The following is a 16,004-nucleotide window of genomic DNA, read 5'->3' as shown; positions in this document are numbered from 1 at the left end:
GCATTTATTCAGAGATGACTGGGGGCAGACTACATCATGCCCATGCCGCCCATGCCACCCATACCACCCATGCCGCCCATGCCACCCATGCCGCCCATGCCGCCCATACCGCCCATGCCGGGGTCACCAGCGGGAGCGGGAGGCTCAGGGATATCGACGACTAGGGCCTCGGTAGTGAGCAGCAGACCTGCGATCGAGGCCGCATCTTGCAGACCAGAGCGCACGACCTTAGCCGGGTCGATAATGCCCGCCTGAATCAGGTCTTCGTAGGCACCCGTGAGGGCGTTGTAGCCCGTGGGGAAGCTCATGGCCTTCACCTTTTCGACAATCACAGAGCCGGGTTGGCCAGCGTTGTCGGCGATTTGCCGCAGGGGTGCTTCCACAGCCCGCATGACAATATTTACACCGATGGCTTCCTCAGCGCTGAGAGAAGCTTTGAGCGACTCCAGCTTGGGGGCCAAGTGCAGCAGGGTAGCACCGCCACCGGGGACGATGCCTTCCTCTACAGCAGCCTTGGTGGCGCTGAGGGCATCTTCGATGCGCAGCTTGCGATCTTTGAGCTCGGTTTCGGTGGCGGCCCCGACTTTGATTACGGCGACACCGCCAGCTAGCTTAGCCAGGCGTTCGGAGAGCTTCTCTTTGTCGTAGTCAGAGTCGGTGACGGCCAGCTCTTTACGAATTTGAGCGATGCGCTTGTCGATGTCGGCTTTGTTGCCCGCATCCGACACCAGGGTGGTGGTGTCTTTGGTGATGGTGGCTTTAACAGCCAAGCCCAGCATGGACAGGTCGGCGGTATCAAGGCTGAGGCCGACTTCTTCAGAAATTACCTGGCCGCCAGTGAGTACTGCGATATCTTGAAGCATGGCCTTACGGCGATCGCCAAAGCTTGGCGCTTTCACCGCCGCCACATTCAGCACGCCGCGGGCTTTGTTGACCACCAGGGTCGCCAGAGCCTCGCCTTCGATGTCTTCAGCAATGATCAGCAGGGGAGCACCCTCGCGGGCTACCTTCTCAAGCACCGATACCAGATCTTGAATAGAGCTGATTTTTTTGTCGACGATTAGTACGCGAGCGTTGTCAAGCTCGGTCACCATGCGCTCTTGGTCGGTGACGAAGTAGGGGGAAATGTAGCCGCGATCGAACTGCATCCCCTCGACAACATCTAGCTCGGTGTAGAGAGACTTCGATTCTTCCACGGTGATGACGCCATCTTTGGTCACCTTATCCATGGCTTCGGCAATCATTTTGCCGATCTCTTCGTCGCTGCCAGCGGAGACGGTGGCGACCTGGGCGATGGTGGCATTGCCTTCTACGGGCTTGGCCACGGCGGCGATTTCGCTCACCAGCAGGGCAACGGCTTTGTCGATGCCGCGGCGCAGGCTAACGGGGTTGGTGCCCGCTGCCACGTTCTTCAGACCTTCTTTAACCATGGCCTGGGCCAGCACGGTAGCGGTGGTGGTGCCATCGCCCGCCAGGTCCTTGGTCTTGGAGGCCACCTCTTGCATGAGGCGAGCACCCATATTTTCAAAGGCGTCTTCTAGCTCGATCTCTTTGGCAATGGTGATGCCGTCGTTGACAATCTGTGGTGCCCCGTACTTTTTCTCAAGTACGACGTTGCGCCCCCTGGGGCCGAGGGTGATTTTAACGGCGTCGGCTAAGGCGTTGACGCCTTTTTCGAGGGCCTGCCGCGAAGCCTCATCAAAGGAAATTCTTTTTGCCATGTCGTCCTGTCTTTCAGCTCTCCAGAGACAAACTTAGCACTCACTATGCCAGAGTGCTAACCTCGCTAGAGTACCGCTGTGGGAGACGGTCGGTAAGTCGCAATAACCGATCCTCTACGGCAGATGGGGCTGTCTTGTCTAGACTATGCCGCGCTGATGGAGACCACTAACCAGATAGCCGCACTGGGGTACTGCGATCGCATCGCCTGGTCAAACCCTGTACCCACAGACCGCAGCGGCGAATAGCTTAGGGTAACGACCCGCAGGCAAGGGGGTGACGGCTGGATAAATAGTTAAATAACAGAAGCCTCAGGGGTTTTAAAGCGCACCCTTTAAACTGGCTTTATACAGGCATTAGCTGCTCTTAAGTACTGTTTCAACTTCCGAGTACAGTACATCGGTCGTATCACAAGTCTCCGAAGCCTCAGCAGTCACTCCCCAAAATTCGTCGCTGAATATCTCGATGGCTATCAGAAGGTGTTCGGCAGCTAGCCTAAGGCTTATACTCCGCGCTGGGATGTGCAATCCATTTTTGGTGCGTGAAAAATACAGAGACTCTTCCCTAAGCCGTGAATAGTCTCCTAATTCATAACCTTCAAATATCTCTTTAGCTCTTTCATCACCGATGCTATTGGCGATGCGATCACCTATTAAGTAAATAGGATCAACCGAAATTTTATGCTTTTTCCCATGATGAAAGAGAGGGTCTTTATTTCGCTTTACCCTTTCCCTTTCACTTCCCCAGGCACGCATATGGCCAGCTTTTATTTTTGCAATATCTTCAAAGACAGTAATAGACAAGAAAACAGAAGGAGCATAACTACCATTCACAAACAAAGCATATGATGCTCGAATCAAATCACAAACATGAGTGACAGCAGCGTTGTACTCTTCACGACCATATAAGCCTATGTATTCGTCAGAAATTACTAAAGAGGCTTCAGATGCTATGTGATATCCCTTTTTCTTCACAGTATCTCCCGTGCTGCTAATCACATACTAAGTGCCAATTCGACACATAAGGCCTTTGATTTCCAGCATTATCTAGTAGGCCTGTGGGATAACACCTAAATCCTAGGAAATTGAACATTATGCTTGTCGAAAAGTTCGTAACTTTTGTGCTTTATTCAATGAACTTGAGAGTGAGATATGGGGACTCGGTATATTATTCACCACCTTCGCTGGATAATTCCTTGAAGGCAGGGATTATCTAGCATCTCCTATGCTATCTCCGTGTTATGTACTCCCGCAGAGCAGAGCTTTTTGCAAAATCAGCCTACATACCCACATACTCCTGAAGGGACTTCACCTGGAGGGGGTGTTGTTGCAGGGATTGGATGGCCGAGGCTGTTGCTTTAGCTCCCGCGATTGTAGTGATGATCGGTACCTTGTAAGCCAAGGCTGTGCGGCGAATTGAGCGATCGTCCTCCTGGGCAGTACTGCCGGCTGGGGTGTTAATAATCAGCTGAATTTCGTTGTTTTTGATTGCGTCTTCAACATTGGGGCGGCCTTCGTGGACTTTGAGAATGAGGTTTACGGTGAGCCCCTCATCCATAAGGGCGGCGCGGGTGCCGGAGGTAGCGATCAGGTTGAGGCCCATGTCGGCCAGTTCCTTGGCAACAGGGATGACGGCGGCTTTGTCGCGATCGTTCATGGAGATAAAAACGGTGCCAGCGAGGGGCAGCTTTTGGTTGGCCCCTAGTTCGGCCTTGGCAAAGGCTTTACCAAAGTCGGCGTCAATGCCCATGACTTCTCCTGTGGAGCGCATTTCAGGGCCGAGCAGGGCGTCGGTGCCCGCAAACTTATCGAAGGGCAGCACCGCTTCTTTAACGGAGATGTGTTGGGGAATTACCTCTTCGGTAAAGCCTAAATCGGTCAGGGTTTTGCCCGACATCACCCGCACCGCAATCTTAGCCAGGGGATGGCCGATCGCCTTCGACACAAAAGGCACTGTGCGCGAGGCGCGGGGGTTGGCCTCGATGATGTAGACCTGGTCGCCTTTGACTGCAAACTGAATGTTCATCAGGCCGATCACCTTGAGGCGCTTGGCCAGCTTCACTGTCCAGTCGCGGATGGTGGCGAGGGCAGCGTCGGGCAGGGTCATGGTGGGGAGAGAGCAGGCCGAGTCGCCGGAGTGAATGCCCGCCTGCTCGATGTGCTCCATAATGCCGCCGATGACGACCTGACCGGTGTGGTCGGCGATCGCATCCACATCCACCTCGATCGCATTCTCCAAAAACTTGTCGATCAAGATGGGGTGGTCGGGCTCCACATGCACCGCGTAGGTCATGTAGCGCTCCAGATCGGTGTCGGAGTAGACGATTTCCATGGCGCGGCCACCGAGCACGTAGCTGGGGCGCACCACTACGGGGTAGTCGATCTGCTGGGCCGCCTTGAGCGCATCCTGGTAGCTGCGGGCCATACCGTTGGGGGGCTGTTTGATGTCGAGTTCGCGCAGAATGGCCTCGAAGCGTTCGCGGTCTTCGGCGGTGTCGATGGAGTCGGGGGAGGTGCCCCAGATCTGGGTGGGGGGGTGGATGGGTGGATTAGCCGAGGGGTCGGCGGCGGGCAGGGAGGCGAGGTATTGCTGAAGGGGAACGGCGAGCTTGAGGGGGGTTTGGCCGCCAAACTGGATGATGATGCCGATGGGGTTTTCAGCTTCGATGATGTTGAGCACGTCTTCTTTGGTCAGGGGCTCAAAGTAGAGGCGATCGCTGGTGTCGTAGTCAGTCGACACCGTCTCCGGGTTGGAGTTGACCATGATCGTCTCGTAGCCGTCGTCGCGCAGGGCAAAGGATGCGTGGCAGCAGCAGTAGTCAAACTCGATGCCCTGGCCGATGCGGTTGGGGCCGCCGCCGAGAATCATCACCTTGGGGCGATCGCTGGGCAGCACCTCGGTCTCGTCTTCGTAGGTTGAGTAGTAGTAGGGGGTAAAGGCCTCAAACTCGGCGGCGCAGGTGTCAACGGTTTTGTAGACGGGGATGACGCCCAGCCCCTTGCGGTAGTCACGCACGGCGTCTTCGTGGGTGCCGGTGGCGTAGGCGATCTGGCGATCGCTAAAGCCTTGGCGCTTGACCGCCCGCATCTGCCCATAGCTCAGCTCTGTCAGGGGAGTGCGCTTGAGAAACTTTTCGGTCTGCAACAGGCCGGCTAGCTGGTTGAGAAACCAGGGGTCAATGGCGGTCAGGTCGAAGATATCGTTGACAGTCAGGCCGAGCTGCATGGCGTGGCGCAGATCAAAGATGCGATCGGGGTTAGGGGTGCGCAGCTTGGGGCGAATTTCGTTGAGGCTGGGCAGTTTTTCGGCGCGATCGCAGCCCCAGCCCGCCCGGCCAGTCTCCAGCGATCGCAGCGCTTTCTGGAACGACTCCTGGAAGGTGCGGCCGATCGCCATCGCCTCGCCCACCGACTTCATCTGGGTGGTCAGGGTCGAGGTGGTGCCGGGGAATTTTTCGAAGGCAAACCGGGGAATTTTGGTCACCACGTAGTCGATAGTGGGCTCAAAGCTGGCCGGGGTTTTCTTGGTAATGTCGTTGGAAATTTCGTTGAGGGTGTAGCCCACTGCCAGCTTGGCGGCGAATTTTGCGATCGGGAAGCCCGTTGCCTTTGAGGCCAACGCCGAGCTGCGCGACACTCGAGGGTTCATCTCGATAACGATAAAGTCGCCGTTGTCGGGGTTGACCGCAAACTGAATGTTCGAGCCGCCAGTCTCTACCCCGATCTCGCGGATGATCTTGACCGAGGCATCGCGCAGGCGCTGGTATTCTTTATCGGTCAGGGTTTGGGCCGGGGCCACGGTGATCGAGTCGCCGGTATGCACCCCCATGGGGTCGAGGTTTTCGATCGAGCAGATAATCACCACGTTATCTGCTAGGTCGCGCATTACCTCTAGCTCGTACTCCTTCCAGCCCAGCAGCGACTGCTCGACGAGAATCTGCGACACCGGGCTGGCGTCGAGGCCCGATCGCGAAATGGTTTCAAACTCTTCCTGGTTGTAGGCAATGCCGCCGCCAGTACCGCCCATGGTGTAGGCCGGGCGAATGATTAGGGGAAAGGTGCCGATCTGCTTGGCAATTTCCTTCGCTTCATCCATGGTTTCGGCCAGGCCTGACGGGCACACGGGTACATCAATGCGCGCCATCGCCTCTTTAAATAGCTTGCGATCTTCCGCCATTTCGATGGCTTCAAGCTTGGCCCCGATCAGCTCGACGCCATAGCGCTCTAGCACGCCGGTTTTAGCCAGGGTCACCGCCAGATTCAGCGCCGTCTGGCCCCCCATGGTGGGCAGCAGCACGTCGGGGCGCTCCCGCTCGATCACCCGCTCCACGATTTCGGGGGTCAGCGGCTCTATATAGGTGCGATCCGCTGTCTCCGGGTCGGTCATAATCGTCGCCGGGTTGGAGTTGATTAGCACCACCTCGAAGCCCTCTTCCCGCAGGGCTTTGCAGGCCTGGGTGCCAGAGTAGTCGAACTCGCAGGCCTGACCAATGACAATCGGGCCAGAGCCGATCAGCAGAATCTTTTTGATGTCATCACGGCGGGGCATAGGCTGCACGGGTGCGAAGGAAAAATCCAAATCATTCTAAGGGTTAATTGCCAGATTCGTTTGCTTAGGTTGCGGCATTCCGGCGGGATTCTTCGGGGCTGCGAGCCAATGTCAGCGTTTAGTGAATTTAAGCAAAACTCCCGAACCCAGGATGAGGGGTACAGGGTTTCAGGTGGAGGGTTTAAGGGGCGACACCAAGCCTTGTCCCTGCCCCCCTTACCTTGCACCCCTAACCCCCGAAAAAGTACCCGCGCGGGTACTGCGATCGCCTCAACCCCGTTGCCATGATGGGGCCATCCACCGAGTTGAACTACACGAGGTATGCCATGACACGGCACGGTCAAATGTATCTCAGAGACACGGCGCCCCCGCGCTTTCGGGTTCCGGCTCGGGGCCGCTTCGGCAGAATGTTTCGCTGCACGCGCCCCTTTGCTCAAGACACCCCCGCCGTTCGCCAAGCCCTGATGGAGCTGGGCAAAGCCGAAGGCATTATGGACCCCGGCCCGACCAACAACCCCGATAACCCCACGATTCCGGCTGGGTTTACTTTTTTGGGCCAGTTCATTGACCACGACCTCACCTTTGACCCCACCTCTAGTCTAGAGCGCCAATCGGATCCTGAGGCGATCGAAAACTTCCGCACGCCATCCTTTGAGCTGGATAGCGTCTATGGCGCTGGCCCCACTGCCAGCCCCTTTCTCTACGACAACAGCCCAGCCAATCGCGGCAAGCTGCTGATCGACGCCGATCGCCCCCACGACCTGCCCCGCAACAGCCAGGGCACCGCGCTGCTGGGCGACCCCCGCAACGACGAAAACCTGATTGTGTCGCAGCTGCACCTGGCCTTCGTCAAGTTCCACAACGCGATGATCGACAAGCTCAAGGCCGACGGCGTCAACCCCGGCCAGCTGTTTGACGAAGCCCAAAAGCTGGTGCGCTGGCACTATCAGTGGATTGTGCTGCACGAGTTTCTGCCGCTGCTGGTGGGCCAGAATGTGGTCGACACCGTGCTGCAGCGGGGCCGTCGCTTCTATAGCACTCGCTGGCGGCGCGAGCCCTACATTCCGGTAGAATTTTCGGTAGCGGCCTACCGCTTTGGCCACAGCCAGGTGCGCGGCGGCTACCGCATCAACCAAAACTTTGCGGCGGCGATCTTTGCGGCCCCCGGTTCGGGCGGTAACGACCTGTCGAGCGGCAAACCGTTACCTCCTGAGCGGGTCATGGACTGGCAGAACTTCTTCAAAGTGAATGAAACTGCCACGCCTCAGCTGAGCCAGCGCATTGATGCCACCATCTCGCGCCCCCTGTTTCAGCTGCCGTTTATTCCACCCAATATGGCGTCGAACCCGGCCTCGCTGGCCCAACGCAACCTGCTGCGCCACCTGACCTTTGGGCTACCCTCAGGCCAAACCGTCGCCGGCCAAATGGGAATCGCACCCTTGTCTGCCGCTGACCTGGCGGATGTGGCCGCGATCGATGCCGGTCTGGCTCACAACACGCCCCTATGGTTTTACGTGCTGCGGGAGGCCGACAAGCGCGCCGATGGCCAATCGCTCGGTCCTGTAGGCGGTCGCATTGTGGCCGAGGTGTTTATTGGCCTGCTGCAATCTGACGAGCTGTCGTACCTCTGCCAAGAGCCCAACTGGACGCCCAGATTAGGAACCGGCGGTGACTTCAAAATGGCCGACCTGCTGAAGTTTGCTGGAGTAGCTGAGCCCCCTGTCTTGCCTACCCCACTCGCTGAAGCCCCTGCTCAACCCGTTGAGGTCGCTCAACCCGCCGAGGTGTCCGCTGGCTAAGGCTCAACGCCAATTGCTACCTGGTTTGTAGGGGCGCAGCATGCTGTGCCCCTACAGGCGATCGGGCGGGCAGGGGCAGGCTGGTCGCTGGGGGCTGAGCTGGCGCAGGGTGCTGAGGTAGTCTTCGAGTTCGCCAAACTCGGCAGGGTTGAGGCTGTAGTAGATCCAGCGGCCATCTTGACGGGCGGAGATCAGCCCGGCCTCGCGCAGGGTTTTGAGGTGAAAGGAGAGTTTTGACTGGGCAATTTCCATGCGATCGCACAGATCGCACACGCACATTTCCTGCGATCGCAGCAACTCAATTACCTCCAGCCGCAGCGGGTCAGACAGAGCCTTGAAGCGCGTCAGTAGAGTATCAGACCGTTTCTCTGAAGCCGTGGTCATTTGCTGCCCCACCCCAGACAATATTCAAACAATATCTAGACTCAGAGTAGCAAAGCGACAAGACATCAGCTGAGGGCACAGAGCAACTGCGATCGCCGCCAAATGCTACGATATATGCCGCTTTGCCATTCTCCCTGCTCCTCGGAACGCTGCATTTTGACCCAGGCTTTTTCCTTTAGCTGCGACGCTCGCTGTAGCCACACCCAGGCGCGGGCGGGCACCTTCATCACTCCCCACGGCCCCGTCCGCACGCCCCGGTTTATGCCTGTGGGCACCCTGGCCAACGTCAAAACCGTCACCCCGGCCCAGTTGGCCACTACCGGGGCACAGATGGTGCTCTCTAACACCTACCACCTACACCTACAGCCGGGCGAAGACATTGTGGCCGAGGCGGGCGGCCTGCACCGCTTCATGGGCTGGGATGGCCCGATGCTTACCGATTCGGGCGGCTTTCAGGTATTTAGCCTCAGCCAGATGCGCACGATCACTGAAGACGGGGTGACGTTTAAATCGCCCAAAGATGGTCGCATCATCAATATCCGCCCCGAAACCTCAATTCAAATCCAGAACGATCTGGGGGCCGATGTGATCATGGCCTTTGACGAGTGCCCTCCCTACCCGTGCAGTCGCGAGACAATCAAAGCCTCCACCGATCGCACCTGGCGCTGGCTCCAGCGCTGCGTCGAGGCCCATAGACGGCCCGATCAAGCGCTGTTTGGCATTGTGCAGGGGGGCGTCTATCCCGACCTGCGTACCGAGGCCGCGCAGCAGCTAGCGACCTTGGATCTGCCGGGCTATGCGATCGGCGGGGTCAGCGTGGGCGAGCCGCCAGAGCTGATTGAAACTATCGTCAAGGCCACCGCCCCCTGCCTGCCGGAGCACAAGCCCCGCTACCTGATGGGAGTGGGCACCTATCGGGAAATGGCCCAGGCGATCGCCGCCGGAGTAGATCTATTCGACTGCGTCATCCCCACTCGGCTAGCTCGCCATGGAGCAGCGCTGGTAGCAGGCGATCGCTGGAACCTCAAAAACCAGCGCTTTCGCCGCGACTACACCCCCGTTGACGACACCTGCCCCTGCTACACCTGTCAAAACTTCAGCCGCGCCTACCTCTGTCACCTGATCCACGCCAAGGAGATGCTGGCTTTCACCCTGATCTCGATCCACAACATCACCGAGCTAGTGCGGTTTACTCAGCGGATCCGAGAGGCGATTTTGGGCGATCGCTTCACCACAGAATTTGCCCATTGGTTAGCCCCAAACCCGATCGCAACCACCGAAGACGCCCCCCTGCCATGATAAAATGCGAAGAAAATTTACCAATTCTCAGATTTCAGCCAGGGCGCTCAGGGTAAGGCTCGGCTCAGGTCTGAGGCTGGTCTGTCCCGGCTGTGTAACGAGAGGATAATCATTAATGGAAGTCGCAATGCTGCTGGCCAAACTGCCCGAGGCCTACTCCCTGTTCGACCCCCTGGTAGACGTGCTGCCCATCATCCCCGTATTCTTCCTGCTGCTGGCCTTTGTGTGGCAGGCTTCCGTCGGTTTCAAATAAACCTTTTACATTCTTAGTAGAGCTAAGCCCCAGCGTTAGTAACGCTGGGGCTTTTTAATGGGCAGTGCCAACCTGCCGTAGATTTAGCTAGCCGCCTGGTCCGTAGGTCGCACTTAAGGGATTAGCTGAGGCACCAAAACCTAGGTAGGCTGAGGTCGTGGACTTGGCAAAGCCGTTACCGATTGGCGTTGATATACTGAGCCAACGCTATTTGCTCTATCACACCCACCGGCAATGGTCAAAGAGCTTGACTCAGGCAACAGTTTTAGGCTTTCGATAAAATCCTTGGAGGATGACTCAGATCCAAGGGTTGTCCACGCTAGTGTGCAGGCACTTTGTAGCAGCATTACCCAGTTGAGCCAGCTTGAGCAGACCAAGTTTGCTTTTCTTCCCAATCCGCAATACAGCGTTTTAGCCGAAGCAGTAGCCCATCCTAGAGCGGTCGAACCCAGCTTATATGCTGGGCTGCAGTGTCGGGCACCGCTGAATAAACTCAGAGTAGTTTTGCGGCACGTAGGCAATTGGCTTGAGCGCACTGCCCAGAAAACCCTGTTTGTCCTAGAGATTCCGCCCAGCCACACCATCACCCTACAGACTAATCAGGCCAAGGTATTGGCTCAACTGCTAACCCTGGGCGAAGCCCTGCTGCCACCCCACGAGTTCTACCGTACCCAGGCCGAGGGCTATGTGAGTGCTTTTGGTGAGTTAACGCCGGCGGCCAAAGCCAATTTAAGTCTGGTGCAGCAGCGGGTAGAACTATCGGTTGAAGAAGCTAACGAGCTCAATGCCACAGCTATGGGGCCTTTCAAAACCCTGGCCGAGAAATATCAGCACTTTCGCAAAGAGCTGCTGGTGTGCAAGCAGGCTAGCGATCTAGATGAGAATTTTTGGAACGTGATGCGGGCCAAAGCTATCAGCATGGGTTTGCCCGAGGCCGATGCTCAGTTTCTCAAAGACGAGCGCCTAAGCATTCTGCACCATGAGGCCGAGCAGACGCGGCGACAGGCTGAAGCTGAGGCCGCAGCCGAGGCTCAACGTCAGCACGAGCAGCAGCAGCGGTGGCTGGGTTACCGCCACCAGTTTGAAGAAATGGTCATTGACTCGCTGTCTCAAGGCGTTGACCGCAAGCACATTAGGCCAGCTGACGATCAACTAGAGGCGGCAGTATTTCACCAGAATGTTATGGCTGGCCTCGCTAGTTCCGATTTCAACCGGGGCCGCCTAACCCAGGCGCGTGAATACTATAACCTCGACTCCCAAGAGGCCAAAGCCCTGGAGAAAACCGTTTTAGATGAGCTGTATTTGTTATCTGACCTACTATAGGTTGCAGGAGATGGGCCGTTGGATAAGGCCTAGTTTTGGTGCGTCTGTGAGGTGTTAGCTTGGCGCAAAACATTGCATGTTTAATCAAGTTTGTCGATCCTCAGCTCAAGCATGATGAGCTAGACACTGAGGTTCACTACTTAACTGAAGACCTGCGCGATCTAGATGGCATGGGCCAAATTCGCTTTAATCCCATCCTAGAAACTAGAGATGCGGCAGAGATCAGAGTAGGGATTAGGTTTATTGCCCATTCGGATCTGCTGGTTCCTATTCTGAGGCGGCTGCGCGATCGCCTCTACTACAAGCCCCTTGAAACCTGGTTCCTCTTCCAAATTTCAGACCTCAATTTGCAAATTCGCACCGATCAGGCCGAAGACCTCGTAGATCTGATGGCCACCGCCCAGAGCGGGCTGCCATTCTCCCCAGTGCGCGACTACCTAGCCGAGGCCGAAACCTACAGCCGCACCCAGGGTGAACTCTCGCCCACCGAACTCGACAATCTCGACCTGCTGCGTCAGCGCCTCGGCCTGTCAGCAGAACAGGCTGAACTGCTCAATGCCAGAGCGGTTGGCCCTTACAAAACCCAGGCCGAAAAGCGCCGCTATTTTGACGAGACCACAGCCGCAGAGTTCAGTCGCCTGCGGCAAATGGATGCAGACCAGCCCTTTGCCGCCAAAGACCCCTGGCCAGTGCTGCAAGAACTGGCCGAAAACTTGGCCCTGCCAATTCCTGAGGCAGAGGCCATGTACCAAAAACATTGGCAGAGCTACAGCGACGAAGCCAAACTCAAAACCGAGCAGCAGACCGCCAAAACCGTCGTCGAGGACAGCCTTGCGCCCGAAACCAAGGCCGCAGATACTCACCAAAATCAGGCTCAGCAGGCTCGAGAGCACCTGGAGCAATACCTGACCCTCTGTCGCGAGACCATGGCCGGCAGCCTGTACCCCTCCGAGTTTGACCAGGGACGCCTCGACCAGGCCCGCCGACTGTGGGATATCTCCATTGATGAAGCACTCACCATTGAGATTGCCGTGCGCAATGAGCTGTATGGCGGCATTGAGTCTGCCGCTGGGGTTGACTACAGCCGCCTGCGCGACCTGCTGATGCAACAGGCCTGGCAAGAGGCCGACATGGAGACTGAAGCTGTTATTCTCAAGACCCTCGATCGCGACATGCAACCCGTCACCGCCGACACCGTACAGCGGCTGCCAGCCGTCGATCTAGCCACCATTGACGCCCTTTGGAGCCGCTACAGCAACAAACGCTTTGGGTTTAGGGCCCAGCAGCAGGTACACCGGAGCCAGCAACAAATTCAGCAGGACGATCGCCAGCAGTGGCTGGCCTTTCAACAAGCCCTCGGCTGGTGCGAGCCGCCATCGCTGTTTTACCGAGGCTATAGGCCCTACCATGACCTCGATTTCAGCCTCGAAGCGCCCGTGGGTCATCTGCCAACCTGGCGCTGGTGCTGCCCGAGTCTGAGCGATCGCTACCGCCTGAGCCTCGACGTTATGGCCGCTGTGATCCACCACCTGAGCCTATGCATGCCCTTAGACCCAGCGCCCGCTCCAGCTGTTGACCCAGCCGCCCCAACAGTGCTCACCGGAGGGCTAACCCGTGCTGTCTAACACCTTCAACAGCCCCGCCTTTAACAGCCAGCTAGACGAAAATCTCGACGAACTCAGCCTGCTGCTCGACGAAGAAGACTGGGAAGCGGCGGATCGGCTGACGGCGGACCTGCTGCTCGAGGCGGTGGTGCAGAACTACAACGATGCCACCGGACTGTCGTCAGAGCCAGAGCCTCGCCATCAGCCTCACCTCTCGACCGAAGCTCTAGCGGGTTTGCCCTGCCAACTGCTGCATGCCCTTGACGATCGCTGGCAAAGAGCCAGCGGCGGGCATTTTGGCTTTTCGGCTCAGCTTCAAATCTATGCCGCCACTCTAGAAACCATCGACTTTGATCCGGCCCTGCGCAACTGGTCTACCCCCCATCCCTTTTTTGAAGAAGTGGGATGGTTGATGCTAACGCCACTGCGGCCCATAGGGTTTTTGCGGTTTTACAGCTGGCTCGACTTTGACCTTGAAGCCCCCAGGGGTCATCTACCCGCTCTTTGGTACTGGCGGGTGCCGCGCATCACCTCGTTACAAATGGGCGGCTTCTTGACTGGCCAAGGAGGAGGCTTTGGCGATCTGGCCCGACTCGACGCGATGATGCTGCGGCTGTCGCGCTGCCACCAGCTCGGCGGGTAGCCGCCCTTAAACCGTAAACCTTAAACCCTAAACCCTCCTAAACCCTTCTCAACCTGTTGCCCTTGGCTGAGTAGACTATTCTAAGACTGCTGCCGCTGGCACTTGGGGCTGCACCTGAATCGTGACCTCGGCCAGGTAGGGCATTTGCTGGTGAAGGTGAATCCTGAGGTGGGATGCGATCGCATCCCCCTCCGCCACCGACAGCCCCGGCTCTACCGCCAACCTCATCTCTCCATACAACCGATGGCCCAGCCATCGCGCTTTGACCTGTGTCACCGTAGCGGCGGCACCCTCAACCCCATGCTCTATTTCATGGCGCAGGCGATCGACCATCTCTGGCTCCACCCCGTCGAGCAGTCGGGTAAACACCGTCTGGGTTGATTGCCACACCACCCGCAGCAGCACCAGGGTAATCACCAATCCCATCACCGGGTCGGCCCAGGGGTAGCCCAGCCCCACGCCCAGGGCGCTCACCAGCACCGCCAGGCTCACCAGGCCATCGGCCCGCGCATGTAGCCCGTCGGCCACCAGGGCGGCGCTGTTAATTGCCCGCCCTACCCGCAGCCGAAACAGGGCCACAACTTCATTGCCAATGAAACCAATTACGGCCGCCGCCGCCAGTGCCCCCAGGTGCTCTAAGGGCTGGGGATGTCGCAGGCGCTCAATCGACTCATAGCCGGTAATTAGGGCACTCAAGAAAATCACCGCCACGATCGCCACTCCGGCCAGATCCTCCGCTCGGCCATAGCCGTAGGCAAAACGGGGCGAAGGTTTAGCGCGAGCCAGCAAAAACGCCACCCCCAGGGGCACCGAGGTCATGGCATCGCCCACGTTGTGAATTAAGTCGGCCATTAGGGCGACGCTGCCTGAGAGGGCAAAGACAACCGCCTGGGCGATCGCCGTGATCACCAGCCCCACAAACGACCACTTCACCGCCCATAGCCCCTGCTCTGACGCGACAATTTCAGGGTCCACAGCGCCGTGAGTGTGGCTGTGCCCGTGAGAATGCCCATGCCCATGATGATGATCGTGGCCGTGATGGTGACCGGGTTCGACCGGGGTTACCAGGGCGATAGCGCCCTCAATCGCGTCAGAGTTAGGAACTGGAGAAGCCGGGTTAGGCATAGTGAGCAAAAGCGCTACTGAAGCGTTATGGTACCTACTTAAAACCAAGTCTTGCTACCGCAAGGCCGCAGACTCAAGCCTAATCCGTCAGCCAAAATTCTGCTTTAAACGACAAAGTCGGGGAGACATAAGTTGCCTCCCCGACCGCTAGCTAGCCCTGCATCAGAGGACTGCGGCAATTAGCCGCGATCGGACTTCTTCACCAAGTGCGCCTCTAGGAACCACAAACGCATGTCAATGGTGCGAGAGATCTCGGTGTAGAGGTCAGCAGTGTCGGCATCGCCCAGTTCATCGGTGGTGTCGATGGCGGCGCGCACGTGCTTACCGTAGGCGGCAAAGCGCTCAGCCAGAGCCTCGATGTGCTCAGCGCCCTCCACGGCATCAATTGGGTATTCGGGCAAGATTGACTGGCTAGCAGCGATGCGAGCCGTGCCCATGGCAGTACCACCTAGGGCGGTAACCCGCTCGGCCACCATATCGACATACCCCTCTAGCTCACCGGCCAGTTCGTCAAACAGCTCGTGCAGCTGATAAAAGTCCATGCCCTTGACGTTCCAATGGGCCTGCTTAGTTTGGGTCTTGAGATCGAGGGTGGCAGCTAGGGTCTGGTTGAGCACGTCACAAACCTGCGATCGCACCTCAGCCGACATATCAATCCGGGTGGGATAAAACCCACGCTTGGTCTTCGTTTTTTCAACGGTTGCAACCATATGGCCTCTCTTTGTTTCTATCAATCGAATGAATAACTAACAAACCTGTGCTTTTGCCGGCAGGCCTAGTCTTGAAATCCTACCACTATGGCCTTGGCTCTTCTAAATCATACTCGTTATGACTTCGACTTGCAACATTTCAGCCAGAGTTTGTTGTCTGAGAAAGCTTTAGCCCACTCACAGACCACTGTGTCCCATTAGAAGGCACAGTGAGCCACAGCGACTGTCAATCCCACAACATTAACGCTGTAGCGGCAAAGCAGTCTGTATTAAAAGGCAAAATCGACAGCCAACATTAAGGATTGAAGTACTACCAGGCTACTGGCCGAACTCAAGGCGCACCTGTTCAACCAAGTCTGCCGTCACCGCTTCAGCCTCGGTCTCGCGGGCCACATCTTCAATTCGCTTGCGGGCCTGAGCGCGCACGAAAAACGGAATATTTTTGAGCTTAGCCTGAGCATCAGCCGTCCAGGGAAGACCATTAACCATTACCGGAGTCTGCTTCGAATAGCAATGAATGCCCTAATCCTATATGTCGCCTCGGGGTCAATGTAAGGTTTTTGCCAAGGTGTAACGTTCCGTCAGGAATTACCCGCA

At 57.3% G+C, this 16,004-nt stretch carries 14 protein-coding genes; 7 read left to right on the top strand and 7 right to left on the bottom strand.

Translation table 11 applies throughout. From position 1 onward, the window contains the following. Positions 1-29: 29 nt before the first annotated feature. Positions 30-1,721, bottom strand: a complete 1,692-nt coding sequence (gene groL, locus NC979_RS08670; RefSeq protein ID WP_190514731.1) for a chaperonin GroEL — start codon at positions 1,719-1,721, stop codon at positions 30-32. A gap of 123 nt (positions 1,722-1,844) precedes the next feature. Between groL and NC979_RS08665 the strand changes: the two genes are divergently transcribed. Beyond that, a complete protein-coding gene (locus NC979_RS08665; protein WP_255524776.1) occupies positions 1,845-1,967 on the top strand; it encodes a hypothetical protein in 123 nt (40 codons plus the stop codon). Positions 1,968-2,075: 108 nt separating this feature from the next. On the opposite strand, the gene NC979_RS08660 is transcribed toward NC979_RS08665, so the two are convergent. Next, positions 2,076-2,717, bottom strand: coding sequence for an AbiV family abortive infection protein (locus tag NC979_RS08660; protein ID WP_190514730.1), 642 nt, complete (start codon positions 2,715-2,717; stop codon positions 2,076-2,078). 280 nt (positions 2,718-2,997) lie between these two features. Further along, the gene (gene carB / locus NC979_RS08655) at positions 2,998-6,267 is read right to left on the bottom strand and encodes a carbamoyl-phosphate synthase large subunit (protein WP_190514729.1); all 3,270 of its coding nucleotides are present in this window, start codon (positions 6,265-6,267) and stop codon (positions 2,998-3,000) included. Between the two features lie 326 nt (positions 6,268-6,593). Between carB and NC979_RS08650 the strand changes: the two genes are divergently transcribed. Next, on the top strand, positions 6,594-8,066 hold the full coding sequence (locus NC979_RS08650) for a peroxidase family protein (protein WP_190514728.1): 1,473 nt from the start codon (positions 6,594-6,596) through the stop codon (positions 8,064-8,066). Between the two features lie 51 nt (positions 8,067-8,117). Here the strand turns inward: NC979_RS08650 and NC979_RS08645 are convergent, their stop codons facing one another. Further along, on the bottom strand, positions 8,118-8,450 hold the full coding sequence (locus NC979_RS08645) for an ArsR/SmtB family transcription factor (protein ID WP_190514727.1): 333 nt from the start codon (positions 8,448-8,450) through the stop codon (positions 8,118-8,120). A 156-nt stretch (positions 8,451-8,606) separates the two neighbouring features. On the opposite strand from NC979_RS08645, the gene tgt reads away from it, so the two are divergent. The 5 genes from tgt to NC979_RS08620 all read left to right on the top strand — a co-directional run bounded on the left by tgt (position 8,607) and on the right by NC979_RS08620 (position 13,572). Continuing rightward, a complete protein-coding gene (gene tgt / locus NC979_RS08640) occupies positions 8,607-9,749 on the top strand; it encodes a tRNA guanosine(34) transglycosylase Tgt (protein WP_190514726.1) in 1,143 nt (380 codons plus the stop codon). A gap of 115 nt (positions 9,750-9,864) precedes the next feature. Continuing rightward, positions 9,865-10,002, top strand: coding sequence for a photosystem II reaction center protein K (locus tag NC979_RS08635; protein ID WP_017299971.1), 138 nt, complete (start codon positions 9,865-9,867; stop codon positions 10,000-10,002). Between the two features lie 324 nt (positions 10,003-10,326). Next, complete coding sequence (locus NC979_RS08630) at positions 10,327-11,325, top strand: hypothetical protein (RefSeq protein WP_348253528.1); 999 nt, start codon at positions 10,327-10,329, stop codon at positions 11,323-11,325. A gap of 59 nt (positions 11,326-11,384) precedes the next feature. Continuing rightward, complete coding sequence (locus NC979_RS08625; protein WP_190514724.1) at positions 11,385-12,950, top strand: GUN4 domain-containing protein; 1,566 nt, start codon at positions 11,385-11,387, stop codon at positions 12,948-12,950. Beyond that, a complete protein-coding gene (locus NC979_RS08620; RefSeq protein ID WP_190514723.1) occupies positions 12,940-13,572 on the top strand; it encodes a GUN4 domain-containing protein in 633 nt (210 codons plus the stop codon). The genes NC979_RS08625 and NC979_RS08620 overlap by 11 nt, the downstream gene beginning before the upstream one ends. Positions 13,573-13,647: 75 nt before the next feature. Here NC979_RS08620 and NC979_RS08615 read toward each other — a convergent pair whose 3' ends face one another. From NC979_RS08615 to NC979_RS08605, 3 genes are all read right to left on the bottom strand, one after another. After that, positions 13,648-14,697, bottom strand: a complete 1,050-nt coding sequence (locus NC979_RS08615; protein ID WP_190514722.1) for a cation diffusion facilitator family transporter — start codon at positions 14,695-14,697, stop codon at positions 13,648-13,650. Positions 14,698-14,876: 179 nt separating this feature from the next. Further along, positions 14,877-15,407, bottom strand: a complete 531-nt coding sequence (gene dps / locus NC979_RS08610; protein ID WP_190514721.1) for a DNA starvation/stationary phase protection protein Dps — start codon at positions 15,405-15,407, stop codon at positions 14,877-14,879. A 318-nt stretch (positions 15,408-15,725) separates the two neighbouring features. Then, positions 15,726-15,896: a PCP reductase family protein gene (locus NC979_RS08605; protein WP_073608637.1), complete on the bottom strand. Its 171-nt coding sequence runs from the start codon at positions 15,894-15,896 to the stop codon at positions 15,726-15,728. Positions 15,897-16,004: the final 108 nt, after the last annotated feature.

It is taken from the genome of Leptolyngbya subtilissima AS-A7 (assembly GCF_039962255.1).
In the GTDB taxonomy this organism is placed as follows: Bacteria; Cyanobacteriota; Cyanobacteriia; order Phormidesmidales; family Phormidesmidaceae; genus Nodosilinea.
This window is presented reverse-complemented; position numbering and strand designations above follow the sequence as displayed.

What these genes read in the sequence shown, in the direction of transcription:
- NC979_RS08645 (WP_190514727.1), bottom strand. Translation starts at nt 8,450, where the DNA reads ATGACCACGGCTTCAGAGAAACGGTCTGATACTCTACTGACGCGCTTC.
- groL (WP_190514731.1), bottom strand. Translation starts at nt 1,721, where the DNA reads ATGGCAAAAAGAATTTCCTTTGATGAGGCTTCGCGGCAGGCCCTCGAA.
- dps (WP_190514721.1), bottom strand. Translation starts at nt 15,407, where the DNA reads ATGGTTGCAACCGTTGAAAAAACGAAGACCAAGCGTGGGTTTTATCCC.
- NC979_RS08650 (WP_190514728.1), top strand. Translation starts at nt 6,594, where the DNA reads ATGACACGGCACGGTCAAATGTATCTCAGAGACACGGCGCCCCCGCGC.
- NC979_RS08615 (WP_190514722.1), bottom strand. Translation starts at nt 14,697, where the DNA reads ATGCCTAACCCGGCTTCTCCAGTTCCTAACTCTGACGCGATTGAGGGC.
- NC979_RS08635 (WP_017299971.1), top strand. Translation starts at nt 9,865, where the DNA reads ATGGAAGTCGCAATGCTGCTGGCCAAACTGCCCGAGGCCTACTCCCTG.
- NC979_RS08605 (WP_073608637.1), bottom strand. Translation starts at nt 15,896, where the DNA reads ATGGTTAATGGTCTTCCCTGGACGGCTGATGCTCAGGCTAAGCTCAAA.
- NC979_RS08665 (WP_255524776.1), top strand. Translation starts at nt 1,845, where the DNA reads ATGGGGCTGTCTTGTCTAGACTATGCCGCGCTGATGGAGACCACTAAC.
- carB (WP_190514729.1), bottom strand. Translation starts at nt 6,267, where the DNA reads ATGCCCCGCCGTGATGACATCAAAAAGATTCTGCTGATCGGCTCTGGC.